At 42.0% G+C, this 23,337-nt stretch carries 21 protein-coding genes; 5 read left to right on the top strand and 16 right to left on the bottom strand.

All coding sequences use genetic code 11. From position 1 onward, the window contains the following. Positions 1-10 precede the first annotated feature (10 nt). Together L3V77_RS02650 and erpA are read right to left on the bottom strand one after the other, a co-directional pair. Complete coding sequence (locus L3V77_RS02650; protein WP_275135608.1) at positions 11-1,114, bottom strand: efflux RND transporter periplasmic adaptor subunit; 1,104 nt, start codon at positions 1,112-1,114, stop codon at positions 11-13. A 182-nt stretch (positions 1,115-1,296) separates the two neighbouring features. After that, positions 1,297-1,638 carry an iron-sulfur cluster insertion protein ErpA gene (gene erpA / locus L3V77_RS02645; RefSeq protein WP_275136677.1) on the bottom strand — a complete coding sequence of 114 codons (342 nt, stop codon included), beginning with the start codon at positions 1,636-1,638 and terminating at the stop codon, positions 1,297-1,299. Positions 1,639-1,908: 270 nt separating this feature from the next. On the opposite strand from erpA, the gene hemL reads away from it, so the two are divergent. From hemL to rsmC, 3 genes are all read left to right on the top strand, one after another. Beyond that, positions 1,909-3,192 (top strand): glutamate-1-semialdehyde 2,1-aminomutase, encoded by a 1,284-nt coding sequence (gene hemL / locus L3V77_RS02640; RefSeq protein ID WP_275135607.1) that lies wholly within the window; start codon positions 1,909-1,911, stop codon positions 3,190-3,192. 425 nt (positions 3,193-3,617) lie between these two features. Further along, positions 3,618-4,703: an AI-2E family transporter gene (locus tag L3V77_RS02635; RefSeq protein ID WP_275135606.1), complete on the top strand. Its 1,086-nt coding sequence runs from the start codon at positions 3,618-3,620 to the stop codon at positions 4,701-4,703. Between the two features lie 75 nt (positions 4,704-4,778). Continuing rightward, positions 4,779-5,837 (top strand): 16S rRNA (guanine(1207)-N(2))-methyltransferase RsmC, encoded by a 1,059-nt coding sequence (gene rsmC / locus L3V77_RS02630; RefSeq protein ID WP_275135605.1) that lies wholly within the window; start codon positions 4,779-4,781, stop codon positions 5,835-5,837. A 63-nt stretch (positions 5,838-5,900) separates the two neighbouring features. On the opposite strand, the gene L3V77_RS02625 is transcribed toward rsmC, so the two are convergent. Then, on the bottom strand, positions 5,901-6,173 hold the full coding sequence (locus L3V77_RS02625) for a D-fructose-6-phosphate amidotransferase (RefSeq protein ID WP_275135604.1): 273 nt from the start codon (positions 6,171-6,173) through the stop codon (positions 5,901-5,903). A gap of 242 nt (positions 6,174-6,415) precedes the next feature. Between L3V77_RS02625 and L3V77_RS02620 the strand changes: the two genes are divergently transcribed. After that, positions 6,416-8,164 carry a glycoside hydrolase family 9 protein gene (locus L3V77_RS02620; protein WP_275135603.1) on the top strand — a complete coding sequence of 583 codons (1,749 nt, stop codon included), beginning with the start codon at positions 6,416-6,418 and terminating at the stop codon, positions 8,162-8,164. A 134-nt stretch (positions 8,165-8,298) separates the two neighbouring features. Here the strand turns inward: L3V77_RS02620 and L3V77_RS02615 are convergent, their stop codons facing one another. The 8 genes from L3V77_RS02615 to glnK all read right to left on the bottom strand — a co-directional run bounded on the left by L3V77_RS02615 (position 8,299) and on the right by glnK (position 15,563). Then, complete coding sequence (locus tag L3V77_RS02615; protein WP_275135602.1) at positions 8,299-9,111, bottom strand: M48 family metallopeptidase; 813 nt, start codon at positions 9,109-9,111, stop codon at positions 8,299-8,301. A gap of 9 nt (positions 9,112-9,120) precedes the next feature. Continuing rightward, complete coding sequence (locus L3V77_RS02610; protein ID WP_275135601.1) at positions 9,121-9,597, bottom strand: YbjQ family protein; 477 nt, start codon at positions 9,595-9,597, stop codon at positions 9,121-9,123. Positions 9,598-9,605: 8 nt separating this feature from the next. After that, positions 9,606-9,920: a YbjQ family protein gene (locus tag L3V77_RS02605; RefSeq protein WP_275135600.1), complete on the bottom strand. Its 315-nt coding sequence runs from the start codon at positions 9,918-9,920 to the stop codon at positions 9,606-9,608. Between the two features lie 160 nt (positions 9,921-10,080). Next, a complete protein-coding gene (locus L3V77_RS02600; protein ID WP_275135599.1) occupies positions 10,081-11,112 on the bottom strand; it encodes an ABC transporter ATP-binding protein in 1,032 nt (343 codons plus the stop codon). Then, positions 11,112-12,737: an iron ABC transporter permease gene (locus L3V77_RS02595; protein WP_275135598.1), complete on the bottom strand. Its 1,626-nt coding sequence runs from the start codon at positions 12,735-12,737 to the stop codon at positions 11,112-11,114. The genes L3V77_RS02600 and L3V77_RS02595 overlap by 1 nt, the downstream gene beginning before the upstream one ends. A gap of 62 nt (positions 12,738-12,799) precedes the next feature. Further along, positions 12,800-13,813 (bottom strand): Fe(3+) ABC transporter substrate-binding protein, encoded by a 1,014-nt coding sequence (locus tag L3V77_RS02590; RefSeq protein WP_275135597.1) that lies wholly within the window; start codon positions 13,811-13,813, stop codon positions 12,800-12,802. A gap of 163 nt (positions 13,814-13,976) precedes the next feature. Continuing rightward, entirely contained in the window at positions 13,977-15,206 is a 1,230-nt protein-coding gene (locus tag L3V77_RS02585) for an ammonium transporter (protein WP_275135596.1), read from the bottom strand. 18 nt (positions 15,207-15,224) lie between these two features. Then, the gene (glnK, locus tag L3V77_RS02580) at positions 15,225-15,563 is read right to left on the bottom strand and encodes a P-II family nitrogen regulator (protein ID WP_195702233.1); all 339 of its coding nucleotides are present in this window, start codon (positions 15,561-15,563) and stop codon (positions 15,225-15,227) included. 384 nt (positions 15,564-15,947) lie between these two features. On the opposite strand from glnK, the gene L3V77_RS02575 reads away from it, so the two are divergent. Continuing rightward, positions 15,948-16,811 (top strand): AraC family transcriptional regulator, encoded by an 864-nt coding sequence (locus tag L3V77_RS02575; protein WP_275135595.1) that lies wholly within the window; start codon positions 15,948-15,950, stop codon positions 16,809-16,811. 54 nt (positions 16,812-16,865) lie between these two features. Here L3V77_RS02575 and L3V77_RS02570 read toward each other — a convergent pair whose 3' ends face one another. The 5 genes from L3V77_RS02570 to recJ form a co-directional block, all read right to left on the bottom strand. Continuing rightward, positions 16,866-18,080: an MFS transporter gene (locus L3V77_RS02570; protein ID WP_275135594.1), complete on the bottom strand. Its 1,215-nt coding sequence runs from the start codon at positions 18,078-18,080 to the stop codon at positions 16,866-16,868. Between the two features lie 43 nt (positions 18,081-18,123). Then, positions 18,124-18,498: a YacL family protein gene (locus tag L3V77_RS02565; RefSeq protein ID WP_275135593.1), complete on the bottom strand. Its 375-nt coding sequence runs from the start codon at positions 18,496-18,498 to the stop codon at positions 18,124-18,126. 92 nt (positions 18,499-18,590) lie between these two features. Next, positions 18,591-20,105: a lysine--tRNA ligase gene (gene lysS, locus L3V77_RS02560; RefSeq protein WP_275135592.1), complete on the bottom strand. Its 1,515-nt coding sequence runs from the start codon at positions 20,103-20,105 to the stop codon at positions 18,591-18,593. A gap of 24 nt (positions 20,106-20,129) precedes the next feature. Beyond that, a protein-coding gene (prfB, locus tag L3V77_RS02555) for a peptide chain release factor 2 (RefSeq protein WP_275135591.1) occupies positions 20,130-21,228 on the bottom strand; the annotation gives its coding sequence in 2 pieces (ribosomal slippage) (positions 20,130-21,152 and positions 21,154-21,228; 1,098 coding nt in all). A gap of 286 nt (positions 21,229-21,514) precedes the next feature. Beyond that, on the bottom strand, positions 21,515-23,251 hold the full coding sequence (gene recJ, locus L3V77_RS02550; RefSeq protein ID WP_275135590.1) for a single-stranded-DNA-specific exonuclease RecJ: 1,737 nt from the start codon (positions 23,249-23,251) through the stop codon (positions 21,515-21,517). Between the last annotated feature and the right edge of the window lie 86 nt (positions 23,252-23,337).

Below are 23,337 nucleotides of genomic sequence, written 5' to 3'. Positions count from 1 at the left end.
TATCTCCGCTCTATTTTTTGTTTACTGGATCGTGTTTTATTGCGATAACCGTATCACCATCCCGTGCAAAACCTTGCCCTACGGTAATGATATCAGCACTAAAGCCCAACCCCGTTAGCCATACGCCATCTTGCTCAGCTCTTACAAGTTGAATCGGAACAAAATGAACCACATCATCTTTGAGTGTTTTCACACCCAGATTTCCACTTTCATCAAGCGCTAGCATGGCCGGAGAAACCTTAATCGCCTTCTTCATCTCTAGATCTAATTCAACTTCTGCGCTGACACCAGCAGGAATTTTTTGCTCTGGATTCGGAATTTCAATCTCAATGGGGAAGGTATTGGTCGAGGTTGAAGAGACTCTAGAAATGTATCTGAGTCTGCCTTCTATTTGTTCCCCACCAATCAGTTTTATTTTTGATTTTTGATTTACTTTAAGACTTTGTACATGGCGCTCACTGACGTCAGCTTCTATAACCAATACGTTGAGGTCAATGACGGTTGCAACAGGGTCTCCAACACTGACAAAATCACCCAGTTCGATATTTAAGGTATCCACAATGCCGTCAAATGGTGCTCTGATTAGAGTATTGCGGAGGTTAAGCTGAGCTTTTTTAACTAACGCTCTCGCCTCAACAAGGTTAGCTTGCGCTGTGCTATAGGCAACTTCTCCCTGCAATCCTTTACTCTTTAAGGACTTGGATGCTTTAAACTCTTTTTCCTTAACCGACAGATTCGCTCTTGCTCGTTCAAGCTGAATCTCTAGATCCGCTTTATCTATCTGACCGATCGCCTGACCTTTTTTAACCTCATCACCCTTCCTGACCATCAACGTAACCACGCGTCCGGCGACTTCTGCCCCTAATTTTGCTTGTCTATCCGGTGCCGTTCTGCCGTAAAGGTTGATATTCTTTGCCGTTAACACAGCTTCAAACGTTTGATACTGAACCTTTGCTAATAATGCTTTCGGTTTTTCAGCCGAATTATTTTGATTCGCATTCTCCTCGGCTTGCAGCATCCCTAAGCCTAACCAAAGCGATAGGCCAATAAGAAGTATGAATGAGATAAGCCAGGGGCGTTGTGAAAAAAAGCGACCGACGTGGCGGATTGCCATAACAGAGTTCCTTTTAGTTACCACAAATAAAAAGTGACCGCTAAATAATAGTTTTCGTGCGTTCAGTCACTTGGGTAGGCAAAAATCAGCAAAGCCTTACGTAAGAGTTTCAAACATAAGGCTTTGATAGTAATTTGATGACAAACTATAACACTTTCTACAGTGAAAACTGTGTAACAGATCTAGACGCTGAAAGATGCTCCACAACCACAGGTAGTCGTTGCATTTGGGTTATTGACAAAAAAGCGTGCCCCTTCAAGGCCTTCTGTATAATCCACAATACCACCGATCAAGTATTGTAAGCTCATAGGATCCACGACAAGTGTGACACCACTATTAACAATAGTCGTGTCACCATCATTTACTTTCTCATCGAACGTAAATCCGTACTGGAAACCGCTACAGCCACCACCAGTAATGTATACACGCAATTTTAATTCTGAATTTTCTTCTTCTTCGATCAGCGTTTTTACTCTAATTGCTGCCGCATCAGAAAAAGACAATGGTACATTTAGTTCGCTCACGATGACCTCTCTCTTTCGTGTCATATCAACTCTTAATTTATTCTATATCTTATACGAGTCAATATTAGATTTTTCAATATCTGCTGATTATCTAATACCTGACTAAATCATTCAAGTATTGTTATGCTTCATTACAAACCTTGCTCGATCTTTTGTTACTGCATCAAATCACTATTTTAATTATTTACGTCAATTTTCTAAACCTATCTTGCGCAAGTTCGTTACAATACCAAGCTATCACTTCAAGTCAGAACAATGAGGAAAATATTGATGACCAAATCAGCAGAACTCTATCAAAAGGCGCAAAAAACCATTCCTGGCGGTGTGAACTCTCCCGTTCGAGCATTCAACGGTGTGGGTGGCTCACCAATATTTGTAGAAAAAGCGGATGGCCCTTTGATATTTGATGCAGATGGTAAATCTTATATCGATTATGTCGGTTCTTGGGGCCCTATGATTCTTGGTCATAACCACCCGGCAATTCGCAACGCAGTTATCGAAGCCGCTCACAGAGGCCTAAGCTTTGGTGCACCGACCGAAGTAGAAGTTGAGATGGCTGAACTCGTTTCAAAAATAGTGCCTTCTATGGAACAACTTCGTATGGTGAACTCTGGTACAGAAGCGACGATGAGTGCAATACGTTTAGCTCGTGGTTTCACTGGCCGAGATAAAATTGTCAAATTTGAGGGTTGTTATCACGGCCACGCAGACAGCTTGTTGGTTAAAGCTGGATCGGGTGCCCTTACCTTGGGTCAGCCTAGCTCTCCTGGCGTACCTGCCGACTTTGCGAAATATACATTAACGGCGACATTCAATAGCGTAGCATCTGTACAGGCGCTATTTGATGCCAATAAAGGCGAGATAGCCTGTATCATCGTAGAACCCGTTGCTGGCAACATGAACTGCATTCCGCCGATAGAGGGTTTCCACGAAGGTCTACGCGAAATATGTGATAAAGAAGGTGCCCTGCTCATTTTTGATGAAGTGATGACGGGTTTCCGTGTGGCTCAAGGTTGTGCACAAGCTTATTACAACATCAAACCAGATCTAACGTGTTTGGGTAAAGTTATTGGTGGTGGTATGCCAGTAGGCGCATTTGGCGGCCGTAAAGATGTGATGCAACACATTGCGCCGACTGGACCTGTTTATCAAGCGGGTACTCTATCAGGCAACCCTATCGCAATGGCAGCGGGTCTCGCTTGTTTAAAAACACTAACAGCAGAAGGTAACGAGGCAGCGCTGGCTGAAAAAACCAAACAACTTGCGGACGGTTTTAAAGCTCTGGCTGATAAAAACCATATCCCACTGTTTGTTTCTCAGGTTGGCGGCATGTTTGGCTTCTTCTTCACAGATCAAGAGAAAGTAACCTGCTATGAAGAGGTCGTGAAATGCGATGTTGAACGTTTTAAAGCTTTCTTCCACTTAATGTTAGAAGAAGGTATTTACCTTGCACCTTCCGCTTTTGAAGCGAGCTTTACTTCACTTGCTCACGGTGAAAAAGAGATTAAAGCAACGCTCGCAGCAGCAGACCGCTGTTTTGCAAAACTCGCTTAACGTTCTAGCACACTAATATAACTAAAGGGGCTGATATTCATCGCCCCTTTTTATTCTATTCTCAATATGCTCATCCGAACAACGCAACTATCGATGGATTAAAGGTTCTAAACGTCCGTTCACCATTGTTAATGCCAGTTCACAATCACTAGAATTAGAATCACACCTATAAAACCGCTGAACCATGGAAATTTTCTAAAACGCATTTTCGAATTGGAACATTTTTTATTACCACCACAACACGCCATACCTACCTCTACAAGATTCTAATCATTATTTATTAGATGGATTTTCATATCTATTAGAATACCGTTAGTTATGAAATCAATTGTTGGCGAAAATCAATTAAAACAATTATTTGAAAACCAGCGTTTTAACAGCCATTATAATCATCATCATTACTCTGACATATAAGCGATTACCTAGTGCCAGAAAAACTTCAGATATCCTCAAGCCATTGGGTGCTCGTTGCAGCCTTATTAGTGAGTGGCTACGCATGCTACCTACTCGTTGCACCCTATATGAATTCTATCGTAATGGCATTCATTATATCCCTATTAATGTTCCCCTTACATGAATGGATCGAGAAAAAAATACCCAAACACAGCAATCTCTCGTCCTTGCTCTCATGTGTTGTACTTACCTTCATTATTGTCATTCCGTTACTTGCTGTTTTTGCTGCTATTGTTCAGCAAGGTTCCCTTGCAACACAACAAATTTATCATTGGGTAACGGCAGGTGGTATCCAAGAATTTTTTAAACTGCCTTGGATAGTGAAGGCACTTGATTTTGTAAATGAATATTTGCCATTTGAAACAATAGAACCACAACAAATAGCAGAAAAAATTGGCAAGCTAGCGACAACCTTTGGTAGTAATCTTGTCTCTATAAGTGCGAAGATTTTAGGCGATGCCACCAATTTCCTTATGGATTTCATGCTGATGTTGTTTGTCTTATTCTTTCTACTTAGAGATCACGACAAAATCATCGTTGCTATGCGCCATATTCTTCCTCTCTCCCGTAGCCAAGAAGATAAACTATTGGACGAGGTGGAGAAAGTTGCAAAGTCGGCCGTTCTTGGTTCGTTTTTAACCGCTATAGCACAAGGATTCGCAGGTGGTATCGGTATGTGGCTATGCGGATTCCCGGCACTCTTCTGGGGGGCGATGTTTGGTTTCGCATCTTTTATCCCTATTGTTGGTACCGCACTGATATGGATACCTGCAACGTTGTATTTATTGATCACAGGCGATACCAACTGGGCTATTTTCTTAGCCGTTTGGTCAATTGCACTTGTTGGTTCAATCGACAACGTTCTTCGTCCATTATTAATGCAAGGCAGCGCTGGCATGAATACACTCATGATCTTCTTCTCGTTGCTAGGAGGGATTCAATTATTTGGTTTAATTGGTCTAATCTATGGCCCGATAGTCTTTGCTGTCGCCATCGTCCTATTCAATATATATGAAGAAGAGTTCCATGGTTTTCTAAAAAGCCAAGACAAAAGTTAGAACGAGCTAAAATAGCTTCATGCTATGGGCAGATTATGCGAAAATCTGCCCACTTTAGTCTTTCCGGAAAAAAACATGTCTTATACCGCCCCTAGCCAGATAGCAGAACGTCAACTCACCTACTTTGAAGGGAAGCACGTTTTGGTTGCTGGAGAAGCAGAAGATCTATTTCCTGTAGAGTTGGCTAAACACTGCGAGTCCGTTTCTGTATTCACTTCAAATTATAGTTATCACCGCTTAATTAAGAGTAAAGACACCATAACGAGTTATTTTGGTACGCAGTTTAATCAAGACACACAAGCGGATATGGTTTTACTTTATTGGCCTAAAGCGAAGGCTGAGGCTGAATACCTCCTTGCCATGCTTTTTGCACACTTAGGTACCGAGACTGAAATCATTGTCGTCGGTGAAAATCGCTCTGGTGTCAAAAGCATAGAAAAAATGTTTACCAAATACGGTCGAGTTACAAAATTTGATTCGGCACGTCGATGTTCTTTTTACTGGGGACAATGCGATACTCAACCAGAGCCATTCGACTTAGAGCAATGGTATAAGAGTTATACATTCGAACTCTCAGGCCAAGAATTGGTTGTTAAAAGCTTACCCGGTGTATTCAGCCATGGGCAATTAGATGTAGGAAGCAAGCTATTAGTCGATTCACTGCCAAAACTAAAAGGTAAGGTGCTCGACTTTGGGTGTGGTGCAGGCGTTATAGGGGCAACACTCGCACTCAAAAACCCAGACATCGTTCTGGAAATGTGTGATATCAGTGCTTTTGCTATTGCTTCTTCTATTGAAACATTAAAAGCCAATGGATTAACCGGAAAAGTCTTTGCCTCTGATGTTTATTCAGACACCAGCAATGATTATGACTTTATCATCAGTAACCCTCCTTTCCATTCAGGATTAGAAACGAATTATAATGCGACAGAAACTCTGCTTACCGATGCTCCAAAAAAACTGAGTAAAAGAGGCGAGCTTTTTATAGTGGCAAATAGTTTTCTAAAATATTCACCTATCATTGATAATTATTTCACGGATTGCGAGACAATAAATAAGACCTCTAAATTCGCTATTTATCATGCGAAAAAACAAAAAAAACCAACCTTAAACCGTGACGAATTTAGTTTTTAGTTCCATTATTTGGCGACTTACTGACTAAAAGCGATTAACCGACGCATTGTTACCGACGCATTGTTACCGAGCTTTTTTCGCCATTTTCAATTGATAATCTTGAACCGCAGAAACCCAATTAGGTCGATTAATGTATCGACCTATAATCACCACTGGAACAACAAAAACATACAAGGGTAGAGACTCATAGAAAAAGAGATGGGCGATGACGTCTTCATGGGAAAAATGAGTGAGTAGTGCAAGAACGTCAAGCAAGATAGCAAGAACGACTGAAATAAAAGAAAGTATTAACAATAGCCCTAATAGATCTCTTAAAATAATTTTTGATGCCGTCATATCCGTGACCTCCTAGTCTTTCCTAATAACGTACTCCTCAAAGATAGATAAAAAAAGAACCTTATCTCTCAATTATAGTGCAAATTAATATTTCAAAAATCGATTACTCGCATAGAATATATTGGCATGATTTATTTTTTCTTTTTGATGTTTATCCACCAGCGAAAACCCGATACAAGTTCGTTAAGTGTCCAGTCAAAACCGTACTCAGTAAAAATCCGTCATGAATTTCGGAGAGAAGTATGCAAATATTAATCAATCACATAGGTTATGAAGTTAATGGCCCTAAACAGGCCATTATCTCAAATCAAGAATCCTATTTTGACGTTGAGTCCGTTTACTTGCATTGCGCCAAAACCAAGAAGGAACTGGCTTCATATCCACTAGAGACCCACGGTAACGTAGCGAACTGGCATACCGGTTTCTACTCTAGCGTTGACTTCAGTTCATTTACTCACGCAGGACTGTTTTACCTAAAAGTTAAAACGACGTGTTCGCCGATATTTGAACTGAATGAAGGCATTTTGATGCAACGTACCTTCTCTGACGTACTGCATTACTTTACGTCACAACGTTGTAGCGGTATTTTTGACGAAAAAGACAAGCACGTCCCCCTACTCAATAGCGACAAAATCGTCGATGTTCATGGTGGTTGGTACGATGCATCTGGTGATGTCAGTAAATACCTTAGCCATCTTTCTTATGCTAATTACTTGAATCCACAGCAAACACCAATGGTTGTCTGGAACATGATCAAAGGGCTGTCTATTTTAGACTCAACGGGTTCAGATAATCGTCAATCGAAGAATCGCGTTCTATTTTCTGATTTTCCTCGCACTCGATTGATAGAAGAAGCCTTGTATGGCGCTGACTTCCTTGTGCGTATGCAAGCGGAAGAAGGATTCTTCTATACCACTGTATTTGATAAATGGAGCAAAGATATTGATCAGAGAGAGATCTGTTCTTACGCTACCCAAAATGGTCACAAGTCTAGTGATTATCAAGCAGGTTTTCGTCAAGGGGGCGGCATAGCCATTGCTGCTCTTGCGGCCGCATCACGGTTAGAAAACCATGGCGAGGTTAAACATTCCGATTATCTAACGAGCGCTGAAAAAGGTTATCTGCATCTACTCGAAAACAATACGCAGTATTTAGACAACGGCGAAGAGAACATTATAGATGAATACTGTGCCTTACTGGCCTGCGTAGAGCTTTATCGTGCAACCAATACACCATTTTATCTCCATGAAGCGAGATCTTGGGCCTTACGCCTAAGAAAAAGACAGCACACTGACGATAATATTGAGAACTTCTGGTCAGCCAATGATGACGGTTCTCGCCCCTATTTCCATGCTAGCGAAGCTGGCTTACCTGTCATTGCCTTGTGCGAATACTTGTCGATCGAACCCGAAGAAAGCATAAAAAAAACAATAAAATCAACAGTAAGGTTAGCCATGATCTTTGAGCTCACCATAACCCAAAAGGAGGTAAATCCCTTCGACTATCCTCGCCAATATGTCAAAGCCATCGACAAGGAAAAACAAGATGCTTTCTTCATTCCACACAACAATGAATCAGGTTATTGGTGGCAAGGCGAAAATGCACGTTTAGCGTCATTAAGCGTTGCTACATTTTTAGCACTTCCCTATCTTGATAGGAACACTTTGGAACCGAAACTCAGGCAATATGGACACAACTGTATGGATTGGATTTTGGGGCTAAACCCATTTGATATTTGTATGTTAGAAGGTCACGGTAAGAACAATCCTGATTACCTGCCTGAACATGACTTTGTTAACGCCAAAGGCGGCATTTGTAATGGCATCACCTCCGGCTTTGAAGATGAAAATAGCATCGCATTCAATCCAGATAATCAAAAAAATGACATGTTGCAAAATTGGCGCTGGGGCGAGCAGTGGATTCCACATGGAGCATGGTACCTACTTGCAATCATGGCGCAGGCGTCCTATTACCAACGGGGACACGCATGAGTACATAGCTTATTCAAGGCTTTTACCGTTGCGAATGAAGCTTACTGCCAACCACTAAACAGAGTACGGAAAGGCTCTATCTCTCGATTGTACGTTCGGCCTTCAATATTGGAGCAAAAATGGACTCATTTTAGTTACTGAGTACTACCCAATATATACGGTTTAACCTCATCTATTGGGTATTTAAGTTGCTCAATTCGGCGGTTCAGTTTCTCTACTCTAGAGGTGGGATTTGGGTGAGTAGAAAGAAAGTTATAATCTTGTTCTGATTGGTCTGAAATTCTCTCAAAAAAGTCGGTTGCACCACCTGCATGTCCATAGGCTAAAACCAGTAAATCGAGAGCAAATAGGTCCGCCACTTCTTCTTGGTCTTGAGAATACTGGGATTGAAAACTCATTGTCGTGCTTGAAATAAGTTCGTTTGCTTCACTATCAACGCCAAATAAAAACGTAGAAATAACAGCGATACCTAAACCTCTTCCTAATCCACGCAAGTGATCTCGAGAGGCAAAATGCCCTAGCTCATGGCTAAGTACCATGTCTAGTTCATTCTCTGATTCAATCACATTTAGCAAACCTAAATTGACAACAATATTTCCGCCCGGCAACGCCATGGCATTAACCTCATCATCATCTCCTAGATAAATCTTAAAATCATACTGCTTCAAGATCGAGTCGCTGGGGAGTTTTTCTATAATTTGATTAACTCGTAAACTCAGTTCTGCATTAGGATTAGCATCAAATTTTTCGACAATACTATCGGCAAATATTGCCTCGATTTCTGGTGATGTTTTTGATACTGCCCAGTCAGTCATCATACCGAGAGAAACAAATATTGCGCCTATCAAAAATATCAATCCTCCTACTAACCAAAAAAGCTCTACTACCGGATGCTTTTTGGTTACATTTGGATTATCTGAAAGAACTTTCGGCGTATATTTAATCATCGCTATTCGCTACCGATTGGAATGAATGTAGGCTGTCCCATAAGCGACAACTTCAACACTACCTACCTGCCTTTTCTGATTAGCACTATTACCAATCGCAGCGGTTTCTAAACGTAGGTTAACCACCATATTCGCACCTTTAGCCAGTGCCTCTTCTTTCATTCGAAGTATTGCTTCTCTACGCGCTCTATCTACAAGTGATTCGTACGAGGTTACATTGCCACCAAATATGTTTTTCAACGTGGCCAACAGACGCTTGAAATAATCGATAGATATAACCACATTACCCGTGACAAGTTCTGTTCGTTGGCAGGAAGCATCTTTAGGCTCCCACTTAGTGGTAATAACAGGGATATGAATGAGTTCACGCTCTCGTTTTTCGATGGATGCATAATGAGCCCGCTCAAAATAGGAACCAGCTCCGTAACCCACACAAACCAAAATGAGGAAGATAACAATATTTAGATTTTGCAGTATCAGTTCCATACGATCACCTATACCACTTTAACTGCTGTACCGTAGACGAAAAGTTCGGCTGCGCCTTGAGCAACAGATGATGTCGCAAAACGAATGTTGACGATGGCATTCGCACCCATTGATTCCGCTTGCTCTCCCATTCGATTCATCGCTTCTTCACGGGAGTCTTGTAGTAGTTCTGTGTAACCTTTAAGTTCACCACCAATGAGATTTTTAAGACCTGCCATAAAATCTCTACCGACATGTTTCGCGCGAACAGTACTTCCTTGAACAATACCAAAATGCTCTACAATTTCTTTTCCGGGTACCGTTTCAATATTCGTATAGATCATTATCGTCTCCTAGCAAAAAAAAACATTATTCAATCTTAGACATATGAAGCCACATTACATTCTATCTAATTGTAAAGTCAAAGATTTATTACATAACAGTCGATTAAGTATGACCTAGAAGCACGAACTTAACATCGTCGGAGAATCCACGTGTAATGACTTATAAAAATGCTAATATAGATTGCTCTTCTAATGCAATACTGACGGTATCACCAACCGAGATTGCCGATGCGGCAGTAGCAACGAGCTTAGTATCATCTATCTCGATAACATAGCGACATTGATCCCCCATAAACAGCTGTTCGACAACCTTAGCGACCCCTGCTACATTCTGAGAAACTTGCACGTACTGCGGTCGTATTAGCAATTGGCAATCGTCACCATTTGCTATATTCCCTTTTGATTGAGCAGTAATAATGCCAAGCACCGTCTCAAATTTTGATTCGCTTATTTTTTTTGCCGCTAAATAACTGCCACCACCAAGAAAATTAGCAACAAATTTACTCGACGGTTGGTGGTAAAGATCGGAAGCTTCACCAAATTGCTCAATAACACCATTGTTCATAACCGCCATCTTATCCGCGAAGGCAAATGCCTCTTCACGGCTGTGAGTCACAAAGATTGCAGTGACACCTTGCTGCTTAAAAATTTTGCGAATCTGCAATATTAAATCGTGCCGTACTTGAGTATCAATATTGGAAAAAGGTTCATCTAGCAAAAGTAGGTTTGGCTTATATGCAAGGGAGCGGGCAATCGCAATACGCTGCTGCTGGCCACCGGATAACTGATGAGGATATCGATTCTGATAACCGGGAAGATGGATCAGCGTTAACATTTCTTCGACTATCTTCAGCTTCTCTGCGGTGGAGACTTCTCGTAACCCGAATGCGATATTTTCTGCAACAGTCAGATGCGGAAAAAGCGCGTAATCTTGAAATATCATTCCAATATGGCGCTGTTCAGGTGGCAACCAACTTTCACCATCGTCCAACAATTGGTCATTCAGACTCATGGTACCGCTCGTTAACGGAAGCAACCCCGCAATGGCCTTTAATAGTGTTGTTTTTCCGCAACCGCTCGCACCAAGCAGGCAGACTATTTCGCCCTTCTCAACCTCAAGGGAGAGTGATTCCAGAACGTTTTCATTCTCGTATTGGCAGGTCAAATTGTTGATGGATAAGGTGCTACTCATTAATGTGCCTGTTCTAAAGATCGATTGATAACGATAAGAGGAACTAAACCTACCAATATTAACAAGACTGCAGGTAGTGCGCCCAACTCTAGGTGTTCATCTGAAACAAAATTGTAAACATATGTCGCTAAGGTTTCGAAGTTAAATGGCCTTAGCAACAGAGCGGCATTGAGTTCTTTCATTGATTCAATAAAGACCAACAAGCCTGCCACCAAAACACCGCGTCTAACCAAAGGTAAATGAACGCGTTTTAACATCTGATTCTGATTGCACCCCATCGTTCTACTTGCCATATCCATAGACGGGGAGATTTTGTTTAAGCTACTTTCCACGCTACCAATCGCAACAGCAGAAAAACGCACCACCATAGCAAATATCATGGCAAACATTGAACCAGAAAGAACCAAGCCGGGTCTTCCCCACGCCATCTGTTTAGCGATATCGTTTATCCAATGGTCCATAGTAAGCACCGGTGCCATGACACCAATTGCTAACACAGTACCTGGCACCGCATAACCGAGAGAGGCCAAACGCATAAATGTCACACTCAAACGGTTACCATTGAGTCGATGTGAAAAATTGACCACCAATGCTACCAATATCGCGATGAGAGCGGCAATAATAGAGACCTGCAAGCTATTAACCGCATACTGTCTGAATTCTTCCGTCCAGCTCTGCGAAAAATACTTATACGTATAGATAAGTAGCTGGCCCAATGGCAAGATAAACGCAACGGAAACCAGCCCCCAACACCATGTCAGTGCTAACCATTTTTTCCACCCATGGAGTGTATAGCGCAGCTCTTCGTGGCTGGTAAAGTTTGCCTGAAACAGCTTTTGCTTTCTCCGGCTATAACGTTCAGTGCTCAATAATAGGATAACCACAAGCAACATAATGGCAGAGATTTTTGCCGCTGCATTGAGATTTGAATAACCAAGCCACGTATCGTAAACGGCCGTGGTTAAGGTATTAACTGAAAAATAGCTAACCGTGCCAAAATCGCCTATCGTTTCCATTGCTACCAAAGACAAACCCACTGCAATGGAAGGACGCGCGAGTGGAAGAGATAATCGTCTAAAGCTTTCGAATGGCGTACACCGAAGTAGCCTTGCCGATTGCAGTAAACTGGCACTCTGCTCCATAAAAGCGGCTCTAGCCATCAAATAAACATAGGGATAAAAAACCAGAGCTAAAATGGCCGTCGCACCACCTAGCGAACGTAAATCAGGGAACCAGTAATCACCAGCCTGCCAGCCAAAAAACGCCCGAATAAATATCTGTATTGGACCCGCATAATCAAACCAGTCAGTAAAAATATACCCAACAACGTATCCTGGCATGGCCAACGGCAGTACGAGTGCCCACTGCAATATTCTTTCACCCGGTAATCGGCACATCGCCATTAACCAGGCACTTGGCACTCCAAATAACAGTGCTAAAACAAGCACACCCAAAACAAGAACGACAGTATTGTAGATATAGGTAGGCATTACCGTAGAAATTAGATGTGCAAAAAGATCACCTGAGTCACCAAGCGATAAATAGAAGATAGCTAAGATCGGCAAAACCAGTAGCAGAGATAAACTCCCACTACTGGCTTTCCAGATACGATTTTTTTCTTTCATTTATACAACAACATAAAAATTACTGCACTCGATTTAAAATGTCGCCTATTTCCATAAGACCATTAAAGGTCAAACTTCACTTCGTCCAATAATTTTACCGCTTTACTATGATTGGCAGCAATCTCTTCTAATGCAAGATCATCTGCTTTGAAATCACCCCAAGATGCGACAAGTTCAGATCGCTTCACACCTTCTTTAACTGGGTATTCGAAGTTCACTTCAGCATACATTTTTTGAGCAATATCGCCAGTTAGGAATTCCATCAGTTTTACCGCATTCTCTTTGTTTGGAGAATACTTAGCCATTGCCATGCCGCTTACATTGACATGAGTACCGGTGGTATTTTGATTCGGGTAGTTAATATAGACAGCATCAGCCCATGCTTTTTGCTCTTTATCGTTAACCATTTTACCTAGGTAATAGCTATTACCTAATGAAACATCACATAGACCTTCTTTGATGGCTTTTACTTGGCCTCGATCGTTACCTTGAGGTTTACGTGCTAGATTCGCTTTAACACCTTCTAACCATGTTTTGGTTTCCGCTTCACCCTTATGCGCTATCATCGCAGAAACAAGGGAAACATTGTAAGCATGCTTACCAGAACGTGTACAGATTTTACCTTTATATTCTGGATTCGCTAAATCTGCATAATCGAATTCTGCACCTAACTTACCCACACGATCGCGAGAAGAATAGACATTACGGCTGCGCAGCGTTAGAGCGAACCACTCATCTTTGCTGTCTCTGTATTGTGCAGGCACGTTTTGTTCAATCACATCATTTTGTACTGGCTGAACGACATCTTTTACAACTAATTCCGCTAAGCGGCTAATGTCCGTCGTTAAAATTACATCTGCAGGGCTATACTCACCTTCCTGTTGTAGCTTCTCTGCCAAACCTTTCTTAGCAAATTTAACGTTAACTTTGATGCCTGTTTCTTTGGTAAATTCGTTAAACATTGGTTCAACCAAGAACGGTTGACGATAAGAATAAACATTTACCTCTTCGGCAGCAAAAGTAGGTGAGCTAATAGAAACCAAAGCCAGGACAGAAAGAGATAGCACTTTTTTCATCGTAATTCCTTAAATATAGATGCAAATGATAATAGTTATCGTTCGCTATTATATTTAAAAAAATAGTTTCTGCAATGATAAATATCAACAAACAAAAGAAAAACCCGCCACAAGGGCGGGTTTGATATTACGAATTGTTATTACTTATAAGATCTAATGACGATTATTTGAGAGAAACAAACTCTGGGTAAGCACCAACACCACAATCGTGCATGTCCATACCTTCCATCTCTTCATCTTCAGTCACTCGGATACCTGTCGTCGCTTTCAGTACAGCCCAAACCACTAGGCTTGCTCCGAATACCCAAGCAAAGATGACTGCGGCACCAAGAAGCTGAGCTCCAAATGTTGCATCTGCATTACTTACAGGAACAACCAATAGACCAAATAGACCACATACACCGTGTACCGAGATGGCGCCTACTGGATCATCAATCTTGATTTTATCAAACGCGATGATAGAGAATACAACGAGTGCGCCTGCCACTACACCGATAATAATCGCGGCAACAGGTGATGGGGATAGAGGGTCAGCAGTAATCGCGACAAGACCGGCTAAGGCACCATTCAAAATCATCGTTAAATCGGCCTTACCCCATGTTGTTTTACACACTAGTAGAGCGGCAATAGCACCTGCGGCTGCGGCTGCGTTTGTGTTTAGGAATATTTGACCAACCGCTGTTGCGTTTTCAAAGTCAGAAAGCATTAACTGAGAACCACCGTTAAAGCCGAACCAACCGAACCAAAGGATAAATGTACCGAGTGTAGCAAGCGGCATATTTGAACCTGGTATTGGGTGAACTTCACCGTTCTTACCATATTTGCCTTTACGAGCACCGAGTAGTAATACACCCGCTAACGCCGCTGCCGCACCGGCCATGTGTACAATACCAGAGCCAGCAAAGTCACTAAAACCAGCAGCAGCAAGGAAACCACCACCCCAAGTCCAGTATCCTTCAACAGGATAGATAACCCCCGTAAGAACAACAGAGAAGATTAAGAACGCCCATAGTTTCATACGTTCAGCAACCGCACCCGAAACCACTGACATTGATGTCGCCACGAATACAACTTGGAAGAAGAAATCTGATTCTAGAGAGTGATCTGCGCCTTCACCTTGTGAGCCGATGAGTGCACCAATCGAAGGAATGATGCCACCTTCAGTATTGTCTACATACATGATGTTGTAGCCAATCAACAAAAACATGGTACAAGCGATAGCATAAAGTACGAAGTTCTTCGTTAAAATTTCGGTGGTGTTCTTTGAACGAACAAGGCCCGCTTCTAACATGGCAAAACCGGCTGCCATCCACATGACCAACGCACCTGAAATTAAGAAGAAAAAAGTGTCCAGTGCGTAACGAAGTTCAGTTACTGTAGTTAATAGTTCCATTATATATTCTCCAATCCCTTAAAGTGCTTCACTATCCATTTCACCAGTACGAATACGTACAACTTGGCTCAAGTCATAAACGAAAATCTTACCGTCTCCAATCTTGCCTGTGTGCGCAGCTTTGCTTACTGCTTCAATTACGCGATCTACGTTTTCAGCTTGAGTAGCGATTTCCAGTTTTACTTTCGGTAGAAAGTCCACTTGATACTCGGCACCACGGTATAGTTCTGTGTGTCCTTTTTGACGACCAAAGCCTTTAACTTCGGAGACCGTCATACCTTCTATACCAACATCCGATAAAGCTTCACGAACATCGTCTAATTTGAATGGTTTAATAATGGCGTTAATTAGTTTCATTGCATCCTCTCTGAGCATATATTCCTTTAACAGTGAAATAACAATCAAGAGCTGTGCCACTTTTCTATCTTGTTGTTTTTGTTTAGTTTAAGTGTTTAAAAACAAAACAAGCTCTAATTTGCGCACCGTATTGGTGCGCAAGACTCACTAAATTAAGGCAGGAATAGAGCAAGCCCCAAATTTGTGCAGGTTATAATTTCAACGTTGAATTGGAGTATGAATACAGAGGGATTGGCAGAGGAAAATTAAAAAAATACCGCAATCTCAATCAGGTATCTGCGTTTATCTAACAGTATCATTTGCGTGACTTCTAAATTAACCTGAATGCGCTAATGTTTGTTACACATTTAGGTCAATGAGACGATAAAAGCACATAGAGAAAAAATGAATATTTCTGGATGCCATAAAAAACAGATAACAAGAGTTTGCGATTATATCAGTAGTAACTTAGATAACGATATGTCACTTGAACTGTTAAGCCGCGTAGCTGCATGCTCAAAATTTCATTTTCATCGTATTTTTAAATCCTATATGGGATTAAGTGTTATCCAATTTGTTCAGCTTAGTCGAATGAAACGTGCTTCGTTTCGGTTAGTGTTTGAACCAGAACAAAGTATTACAGATATCGCCTATGAAGCTCATTTCGATAGCCCAGAAGCATTTTCACGTGCATTTTCAAGGATATTTGAGCAATCGCCTTCTCAATTTAGACGTCGTCCGGAGTGGCCATTTTGGCACTCAAAATATGAATTTAATCCACCTATTAACGGAGATAAAATAATGGACGTTAACGTTATCGATTTTGACGAAAGACCTGTTGCCCTTATAGAACACAAAGGTAACCCTCAAAAGGTTTATGATACGGCGAGTAAGTTTATCGCATGGAGAAAATCTACTGGCCTATCCCCTATTAAGAACAGTGAAACCTTTGGTGTTCCCTACAGTGACCCAAATGATATCGTAGAACAAGGTTTTCGATTTGAGATCTGTGGAAGCCATGAAGGTGCGGTCCCAGAAAATGAGTTTGGCGTAAAAGCGGGGATCATTCCATCGGGTCGATGTGCTTTGGCAATTCATCATGGTAGCCATGATTCCATAAGCGACACAGTCTATTATTTATACCAACAATGGTTGCCCAAAAGTGGCCAAAATCTAAGAGATTTCCCTTGTTTCTTCCAATATATGAACTTTGTTCATGAAGTGAATGAAAATGAATTAGTCACAAAGATCTACCTACCGTTGGCCTAATTGGCCCTCACAGTTAGACCCTAATAAGCGATAACCTTCCAAGTTTGGATAGCGTTATCGCTTTAGATACGCTCGGTAAGCAGGCAGTACCATCATTCCAATAAAGAAAATAACCATTGAAAGGGCACCAAATAGCATGCGCTCACTCCAACCAAGTTCGATGAAGAAACCGAAAATCCACGGCGCAGCGGCGGTAGCAAAAATCATCAGTGAGGTCATCATAGAACGGATTGCACCGATGTTTTCGGTTCCATAAACTTCAGCCCACAGTGCGTTTATCACCGGACCCGACACTCCAATCCCCATACCAAATAACGTCATAAATACGACGGCTGACCAGCTTTGGTTGAATACGGAAAGTACGCATAATCCAAAAAACAAAGGGATTATCATGAAAGGAAGTAAATGCTTCGCACTGTACTTGTCTACCAAACTTCCGGTCACCATCGAGCTCAACCAATGCATGGTACCGTAAGCAATAAAACTGTTTGCCAATAAGCTCGGTGCCCACTCTTTTTGTGTTAACAGAAAATTTTGCTGTATAAACACGCCAGTCACGACGAAAGGCGCAGCCATAACCGCAGGTAAAATCGCCCAAAATCGCCAATCTGATAGCACGTGTCGCCGACCACTTTTATTATCCGCATTTCCCTGAACATTGGTTTTCTTAACATTAGGTTTAATGTGAGGCGATTTAGCCAACAGAATGTGTGCAAGCGGTAAGTAAGCAAAAGCCACTATCACTGCAAAGACGAGCCAGCTTGACCGCCAACCTAGCCAGCTAATTAATAGCACTACAACGATAGGTAGAATCACTTCACCTAATGCGACACCACTAGACGCTAAGCTAATCGCTTTTCCTCTTTGATGGGAATATGAACGAATCATAGTGGTCTGTGCGGTATGAGGAAGTAAACCTTGCCCCGTTAATCTCAACATAAAAAAGGCAAAAAATAGCATGATGGGAGAAATAACGTAAGACATAACGACACACGCTATTACTAATATGACGGCGACAAGCGTAACAAAACGACGAACATTCCACTTATCGACTAATCCGCCAACCAACATAATAGTCATGCTGCTACAAAGCGTTGCGATAGCATATATCATTCCGTAATCAGTCGCCGACAAGGCTAAGTCTTTTTGGATGTCTGCGCCAAACCAACTTAGGAAGAAAGACTGTCCGACATTTCCAATGAATACGGTCAAAAAACCAAATGACAATAACGGCCATTGCTGGCGAATGAAATGGAAATAGCTACTCATGATACCCTTTAGCGAAACGTTATTTGGCTTGAACTGAGGACGATTACTTAGCGTTATACCTAATGAAATCACACCACGACTGTATGAGTTGCTCAAAATCTTCAAAACCACAACCGGCGTCGCTCTCACAGTCATAAAAATCGAATTCGCTGTCATGCAACGTATCATCTTCATGCGTTAATGCGTTTTCTTGAACGGTCACTTCGTCTCGTCGAATGACAATGCTGATTTCTTTACCGAGCAGAGAATACTCTTGGGAATCTTCTGATTTTATCTGCTCAATTGCCACAAGTAGTGACGCAATACGGACTTTATCGGTGTATATTTCTTGTTCTAACCAACGACCAATCACCTCGTGCCCCATACTGCACTTAATGCGGTACTCACCCGTTAGACCTTTAACAAATTGATATTCCATGAATTATATTCTCGAAAACACGACATTAACATCGGTACAAAAGATAAGACCACCGCATTGGCGGTGGTCTTATCTTCAATTCACTGCAGTAATTACGCTTGCGGTCTCATCGCTGGGAATAGGATAACGTCGCGAATAGTATGCGTATTAGTAAACAGCATCACTAAACGATCGATTCCGATACCTTGACCAGCTGTTGGTGGCAAACCGTGTTCTAGAGCCGTGATATAGTCGGCGTCGTAGTACATCGCTTCATCATCACCAGCATCTTTTGCGTCTAACTGTGCTTTAAAACGAGCATCTTGATCTTCTGCATCATTAAGCTCTGAGAAGCCGTTAGCCACTTCACGACCACCAATAAAGAACTCAAAACGATCGGTGATAAAGGTATTATCATCATTACGACGAGCAAGTGGCGAGATATCTGCTGGATACTCTGTAATGAACGTTGGTTGCATCAGTTGCGGTTCAGCCGTTTCACCAAAGATCTCTTCAAGCAGTTGTCCACATGTCCAGAATGGTTCAACATCGATATGTAAAGACTTAGCAATATTCACCATAAAGTCACGATCTTGTACGTGATCATAAGTCATAGACTGTATGTCAGCGCGTTCTGGGCTGTACTGTTTAATCGCTTCTAACATACTCATTCGAGGATATGTGCCACCAAACTCTACCGTCTCTTCACCGTAAGGCATTGAAGTCGCACCGAGCACCTCTGAAGACACGGTACGTAGCATCTCTTCGGTCAGATCCATAAGGTCGTTGTAATCCGCGTACGCCATGTAGAATTCCATCATAGTGAATTCTGGGTTATGTCGTGGAGAAAGCCCTTCATTACGGAAACTACGGTTAATTTCAAATACGCGATCAAAACCACCTACGACTAAACGCTTCAAATACAGCTCAGGTGCAATACGGAGATACATATCGATGTCTAAGGCATTGTGATGGGTGATAAATGGACGTGCAACTGCCCCACCAGGGATAACATGCATCATTGGTGTTTCTACTTCCATGAACTGCTTAGAAATCATGAAATTACGAATTGCAGTGACCAGCTTAGAGCGGATAATGAAAGCGGTACGAGAGTCTTCGTTCACAATAAGGTCAACGTAACGCTGACGGTAACGCATCTCTTGGTCGGTTAAACCGTGGAATTTTTCAGGCAATGGACGTAATGCTTTTGTCAGCAATACGTACTCTTCCATATTCACGTAAAGATCACCTTTACCTGATTTATGTAGAGCGCCTTTTACACCAACGATATCTCCGATATCTAAGCCCTGATATTTCTCTTTTAATTCATTTTGAACCGGTTTCGCAGCATAAGCTTGAATGCGGCCAGAGGTTTCTTGAATCACTAAAAACGGACCACGCTTAGCCATAATACGACCAGCAATAGCAACAGTATGATTCAGCTCTTCTAGCTCTTCTTTTGTTTTTTCACCGAATTGCGCTTGAATATCGCCTGCTAAACTATCGCGACGAAAATCGTTAGGGTGACCATTTGCTTTACAGTTAGTGCGGATATTATCTAATTTAGCACGACGCTCAGCAATCAGCTTATTCTCTTCTACGTTTGGCTGTTGTACCTGTTCAGTCATTTTATTTTGCCCTTTATAATGCGCTTACAAGCCTGATTTCAGGCTGGCTTCGATAAATTTATCTAGATCACCGTCAAGAACCGCTTGTGTATTACGGTTTTCAATTCCGGTGCGTAAATCTTTGATACGAGAATCATCTAATACGTAAGAGCGAATTTGGCTGCCCCATCCGATATCTGATTTCGAGTCTTCATTCGCTTGTTTTTCTGCATTTTGTTTTTGTAGTTCAAGCTCAAACAGTTTTGCTTTTAACTGTTTCATCGCTTGATCTTTGTTTTTATGCTGCGAACGATCATTCTGACATTGAACCACTGTATTGGTTGGCAAGTGGGTAATACGCACCGCCGACTCTGTGGTGTTTACGTGCTGACCACCAGCACCCGATGCACGATATACATCGATACGAAGCTCTGCAGGGTTAATGTCGATAGCGATATTGTCATCAATCTCTGGATAGATAAATGCAGAAGCAAAAGAAGTATGGCGACGACCACCAGAATCAAACGGTGATTTGCGAACCAAGCGATGTACACCTGTTTCTGTGCGTAACCAACCATAAGTATATTCCCCGGATATCCGCACAGTAGCCGATTTCAAACCAGCGACTTCTCCTCCAGACACTTCAATAACTTCGGTCTTAAAGCCTTTGGATTCAGCCCAACGAAGATACATACGAAGTAACATAGCGGTCCAATCTTGCGCTTCAGTACCACCAGAGCCCGATTGAAGATCGATATAGCAATCTGAGCTGTCGTGCTCACCGGAAAACATACGGCGGAACTCAAGTTTTTCTAACTTGGCTTCAAGCTCGGCAAGTTCAGGCTCTATTTCATCGAAGGTTTCTTGGTCTTCAGCTTCAACCGCAAGCTCAAGTAAACCGTCAACATCTTCGACACCTTGATCAAGAAGATCAATGGTCTCAACCACGGCCTCTAAAGAAGAACGTTCTTTGCCTAGCGATTGTGCTCGCTGAGGTTCGCTCCATACATCTGGTTGTTCTAATTCTGCATTTACTTCTTCTAAACGCTCTTTTCTGGCGTCATAGTCAAAGATACCCCCTCAGGATATTCGTGCGCTGTGTCACGTCCTGTAAGCGGTTTTTAATAGGATTGATTTCAAACATGTTTGCTCAACATTTATGAATAGAATTTAACCAAAGAATTCTACTCAAAAATGTGATGAAGATACAGGAATAATTGTAATACCATTAGGGTCTGTTGGCCATTCGTGGCTATTTTGCAGCGAATTGTTGATCATTTATGCAAGGCAGAGATTTTAAAGGTAGCGGTTCTACCTTTAAAATTGATAACGCAGTAGAAATCACCAACAAACGCTGCCCAAAGGGTTCGGCTAAAAGCTTTTTATTCGAACGAAATACGCGCAATACTGCCAACATTTATGAAACTCGCCTAACAATCAATATGATCAACCATTAACTGCAGTGACTGATTGCCTCTAAACTCATTTATATCAAGCTTGAAAGCAAGCTTCACTGTTTTTGCAGTGGCATCAGGCCAGCGTCGTAAATCCACATTAAATGCGATTGCATCCAACATTATATTGGTAGGGTGTCCTTTGAAAAGTGGTTCCACCATCATTTTCAGATGCTTCTCACCAACCAATTTTTGGTGCAGTAACTTAAACTCACCATCAAAGATAGGTTCAGGAAAATTTTGTCCCCAAGGGCCACCTTCTCTAAGTTCCGTAGCGGTATTCATTGAGAACTGCTCTGGCTGTAATTCACCATCAGATAAAACAATACCTTGCAATGCGGACTCATCAAGCTTGTTGCGTACAATCTCGTCAAATAGTGACGCGAAGGTTTGGAAGTTCTCTTCTTTAATGGTTAAACCGGCCGCCATGGCATGGCCACCAAATTTAAGAATTAAACCCGGATGCGTCGTATCCAAAAGGTCCAGAGCATCACGCATATGCAACCCGGGAATGGATCGACATGACCCTTTTATATCACCATCACCACCGTCAGCGAAAGCAATGACTGGACGATGAAATTCATCTTTAATTCGCGAGGCGACAATTCCAATAACACCTTGATGCCAGTCTCTCTGGAACAACACTATCCCATAAGGAAGCTCGGTATCCTCACCAAACTGTAGCTGCTCACAAAAAGCCATCGCTTCTTGTTTCATGCCTTGTTCTATTTCACGTCTGGTCTGATTTAATCCATCTAACTCACTCGCCATTCTTCTTGCTGCGTGTATGTTATTACTCATCAACAACTCAACACCGAATGACATATCATCCAAACGCCCAGCCGCATTAATCCTTGGACCTAAAGCAAAGCCAAAATCTGCGGCAATCAAACGACGCGCATCACGCTTTGAGACTTCAATTAACGCTTGAATACCAGGCCGCCCTTTTCCTGCACGAATTCGCTGAACACCCTGATGAACCAATATACGGTTATTCTCATCAAGAGAAACTACATCGGCAACCGTCCCTAACGCTACCAGATCGAGAAACTCGGCAAGATTAGGTATAGGAATACCTTTCAATGAGAACCAGTTTCGCTCTCTCATGAACGCACGAAGCGCGAGCATAAGATAAAAAGCGACACCAACCCCAGCCAAAGATTTGGATGGGAATTGGCACGTATCTAGATTCGGGTTCACCATAGCATCAACATCGGGAAGGACTTTTCCCGGTAGATGATGATCGGTAACGATGACTTGGATGTTGTTCTGTTTAGCGTATCTCACCCCTTCGATAGAGGAGACGCCATTGTCCACAGTCATGATGACATCCGCTTTATATTCAATGGCCTGATCAACCACTTCCGGGCTCAGCCCATATCCATCTTCAAATCGATTAGGAACAAGATAATCAACGTTGTGACAACCAAGTGCTCGTAATGCCAGTACGGACAATGCCGAGCTGGTTGCACCATCGGCATCAAAATCGCCCACAACAATAATTCGCTTACCCTGCTCAATAGCAGTAAAAAGTAGCTCTACGGCTTTTTCTATTCCACCAAGTGCTTTATAGGAATGTAACCCTTGGACTGATTTTTCAAGCTGGCTAATATTATCTATACCTCTGCTGATATAGATGCGCCTAAGCAATTCAGGAATAGAATCAGGAAGGTTTGAAAGGTCAATTTGAGGACGGCGTTTTATTTCTGTCATGATGAATTAGGTTACTCGGTGAGTGAAATAGGTCTTTAGAGCAAATGTCCAGATTGCAGCAACATGTGAAAGCCGAATCATATCTC

The sequence above is a fragment of the Vibrio sp. DW001 genome (assembly GCF_029016285.1).
In the GTDB taxonomy this organism is placed as follows: Bacteria; Pseudomonadota; Gammaproteobacteria; order Enterobacterales; family Vibrionaceae; genus Vibrio.
The sequence above is the reverse complement of the archived record's forward strand: the minus strand, read 5'-3'. Positions and strand labels throughout refer to the sequence as shown.

Excerpts from the sequence above, each read along its gene's own strand:
- lysS (WP_275135592.1), bottom strand. The coding sequence starts at position 20,105 with ATGACTGAACAGGTACAACAGCCAAACGTAGAAGAGAATAAGCTGATT.
- L3V77_RS02570 (WP_275135594.1), bottom strand. The coding sequence starts at position 18,080 with ATGAGTAGCTATTTCCATTTCATTCGCCAGCAATGGCCGTTATTGTCA.
- hemL (WP_275135607.1), top strand. The coding sequence starts at position 1,909 with ATGACCAAATCAGCAGAACTCTATCAAAAGGCGCAAAAAACCATTCCT.
- L3V77_RS02565 (WP_275135593.1), bottom strand. The coding sequence starts at position 18,498 with ATGGAATATCAATTTGTTAAAGGTCTAACGGGTGAGTACCGCATTAAG.
- rsmC (WP_275135605.1), top strand. The coding sequence starts at position 4,779 with ATGTCTTATACCGCCCCTAGCCAGATAGCAGAACGTCAACTCACCTAC.
- L3V77_RS02620 (WP_275135603.1), top strand. The coding sequence starts at position 6,416 with ATGCAAATATTAATCAATCACATAGGTTATGAAGTTAATGGCCCTAAA.
- L3V77_RS02605 (WP_275135600.1), bottom strand. The coding sequence starts at position 9,920 with ATGATCTATACGAATATTGAAACGGTACCCGGAAAAGAAATTGTAGAG.
- recJ (WP_275135590.1), bottom strand. The coding sequence starts at position 23,251 with ATGACAGAAATAAAACGCCGTCCTCAAATTGACCTTTCAAACCTTCCT.
- L3V77_RS02625 (WP_275135604.1), bottom strand. The coding sequence starts at position 6,173 with ATGACGGCATCAAAAATTATTTTAAGAGATCTATTAGGGCTATTGTTA.
- L3V77_RS02585 (WP_275135596.1), bottom strand. The coding sequence starts at position 15,206 with ATGGAACTATTAACTACAGTAACTGAACTTCGTTACGCACTGGACACT.
- L3V77_RS02600 (WP_275135599.1), bottom strand. The coding sequence starts at position 11,112 with ATGAGTAGCACCTTATCCATCAACAATTTGACCTGCCAATACGAGAAT.
- L3V77_RS02575 (WP_275135595.1), top strand. The coding sequence starts at position 15,948 with ATGAATATTTCTGGATGCCATAAAAAACAGATAACAAGAGTTTGCGAT.
- L3V77_RS02650 (WP_275135608.1), bottom strand. The coding sequence starts at position 1,114 with ATGGCAATCCGCCACGTCGGTCGCTTTTTTTCACAACGCCCCTGGCTT.
- L3V77_RS02595 (WP_275135598.1), bottom strand. The coding sequence starts at position 12,737 with ATGAAAGAAAAAAATCGTATCTGGAAAGCCAGTAGTGGGAGTTTATCT.
- glnK (WP_195702233.1), bottom strand. The coding sequence starts at position 15,563 with ATGAAACTAATTAACGCCATTATTAAACCATTCAAATTAGACGATGTT.
- L3V77_RS02590 (WP_275135597.1), bottom strand. The coding sequence starts at position 13,813 with ATGAAAAAAGTGCTATCTCTTTCTGTCCTGGCTTTGGTTTCTATTAGC.
- L3V77_RS02615 (WP_275135602.1), bottom strand. The coding sequence starts at position 9,111 with ATGATTAAATATACGCCGAAAGTTCTTTCAGATAATCCAAATGTAACC.
- L3V77_RS02610 (WP_275135601.1), bottom strand. The coding sequence starts at position 9,597 with ATGGAACTGATACTGCAAAATCTAAATATTGTTATCTTCCTCATTTTG.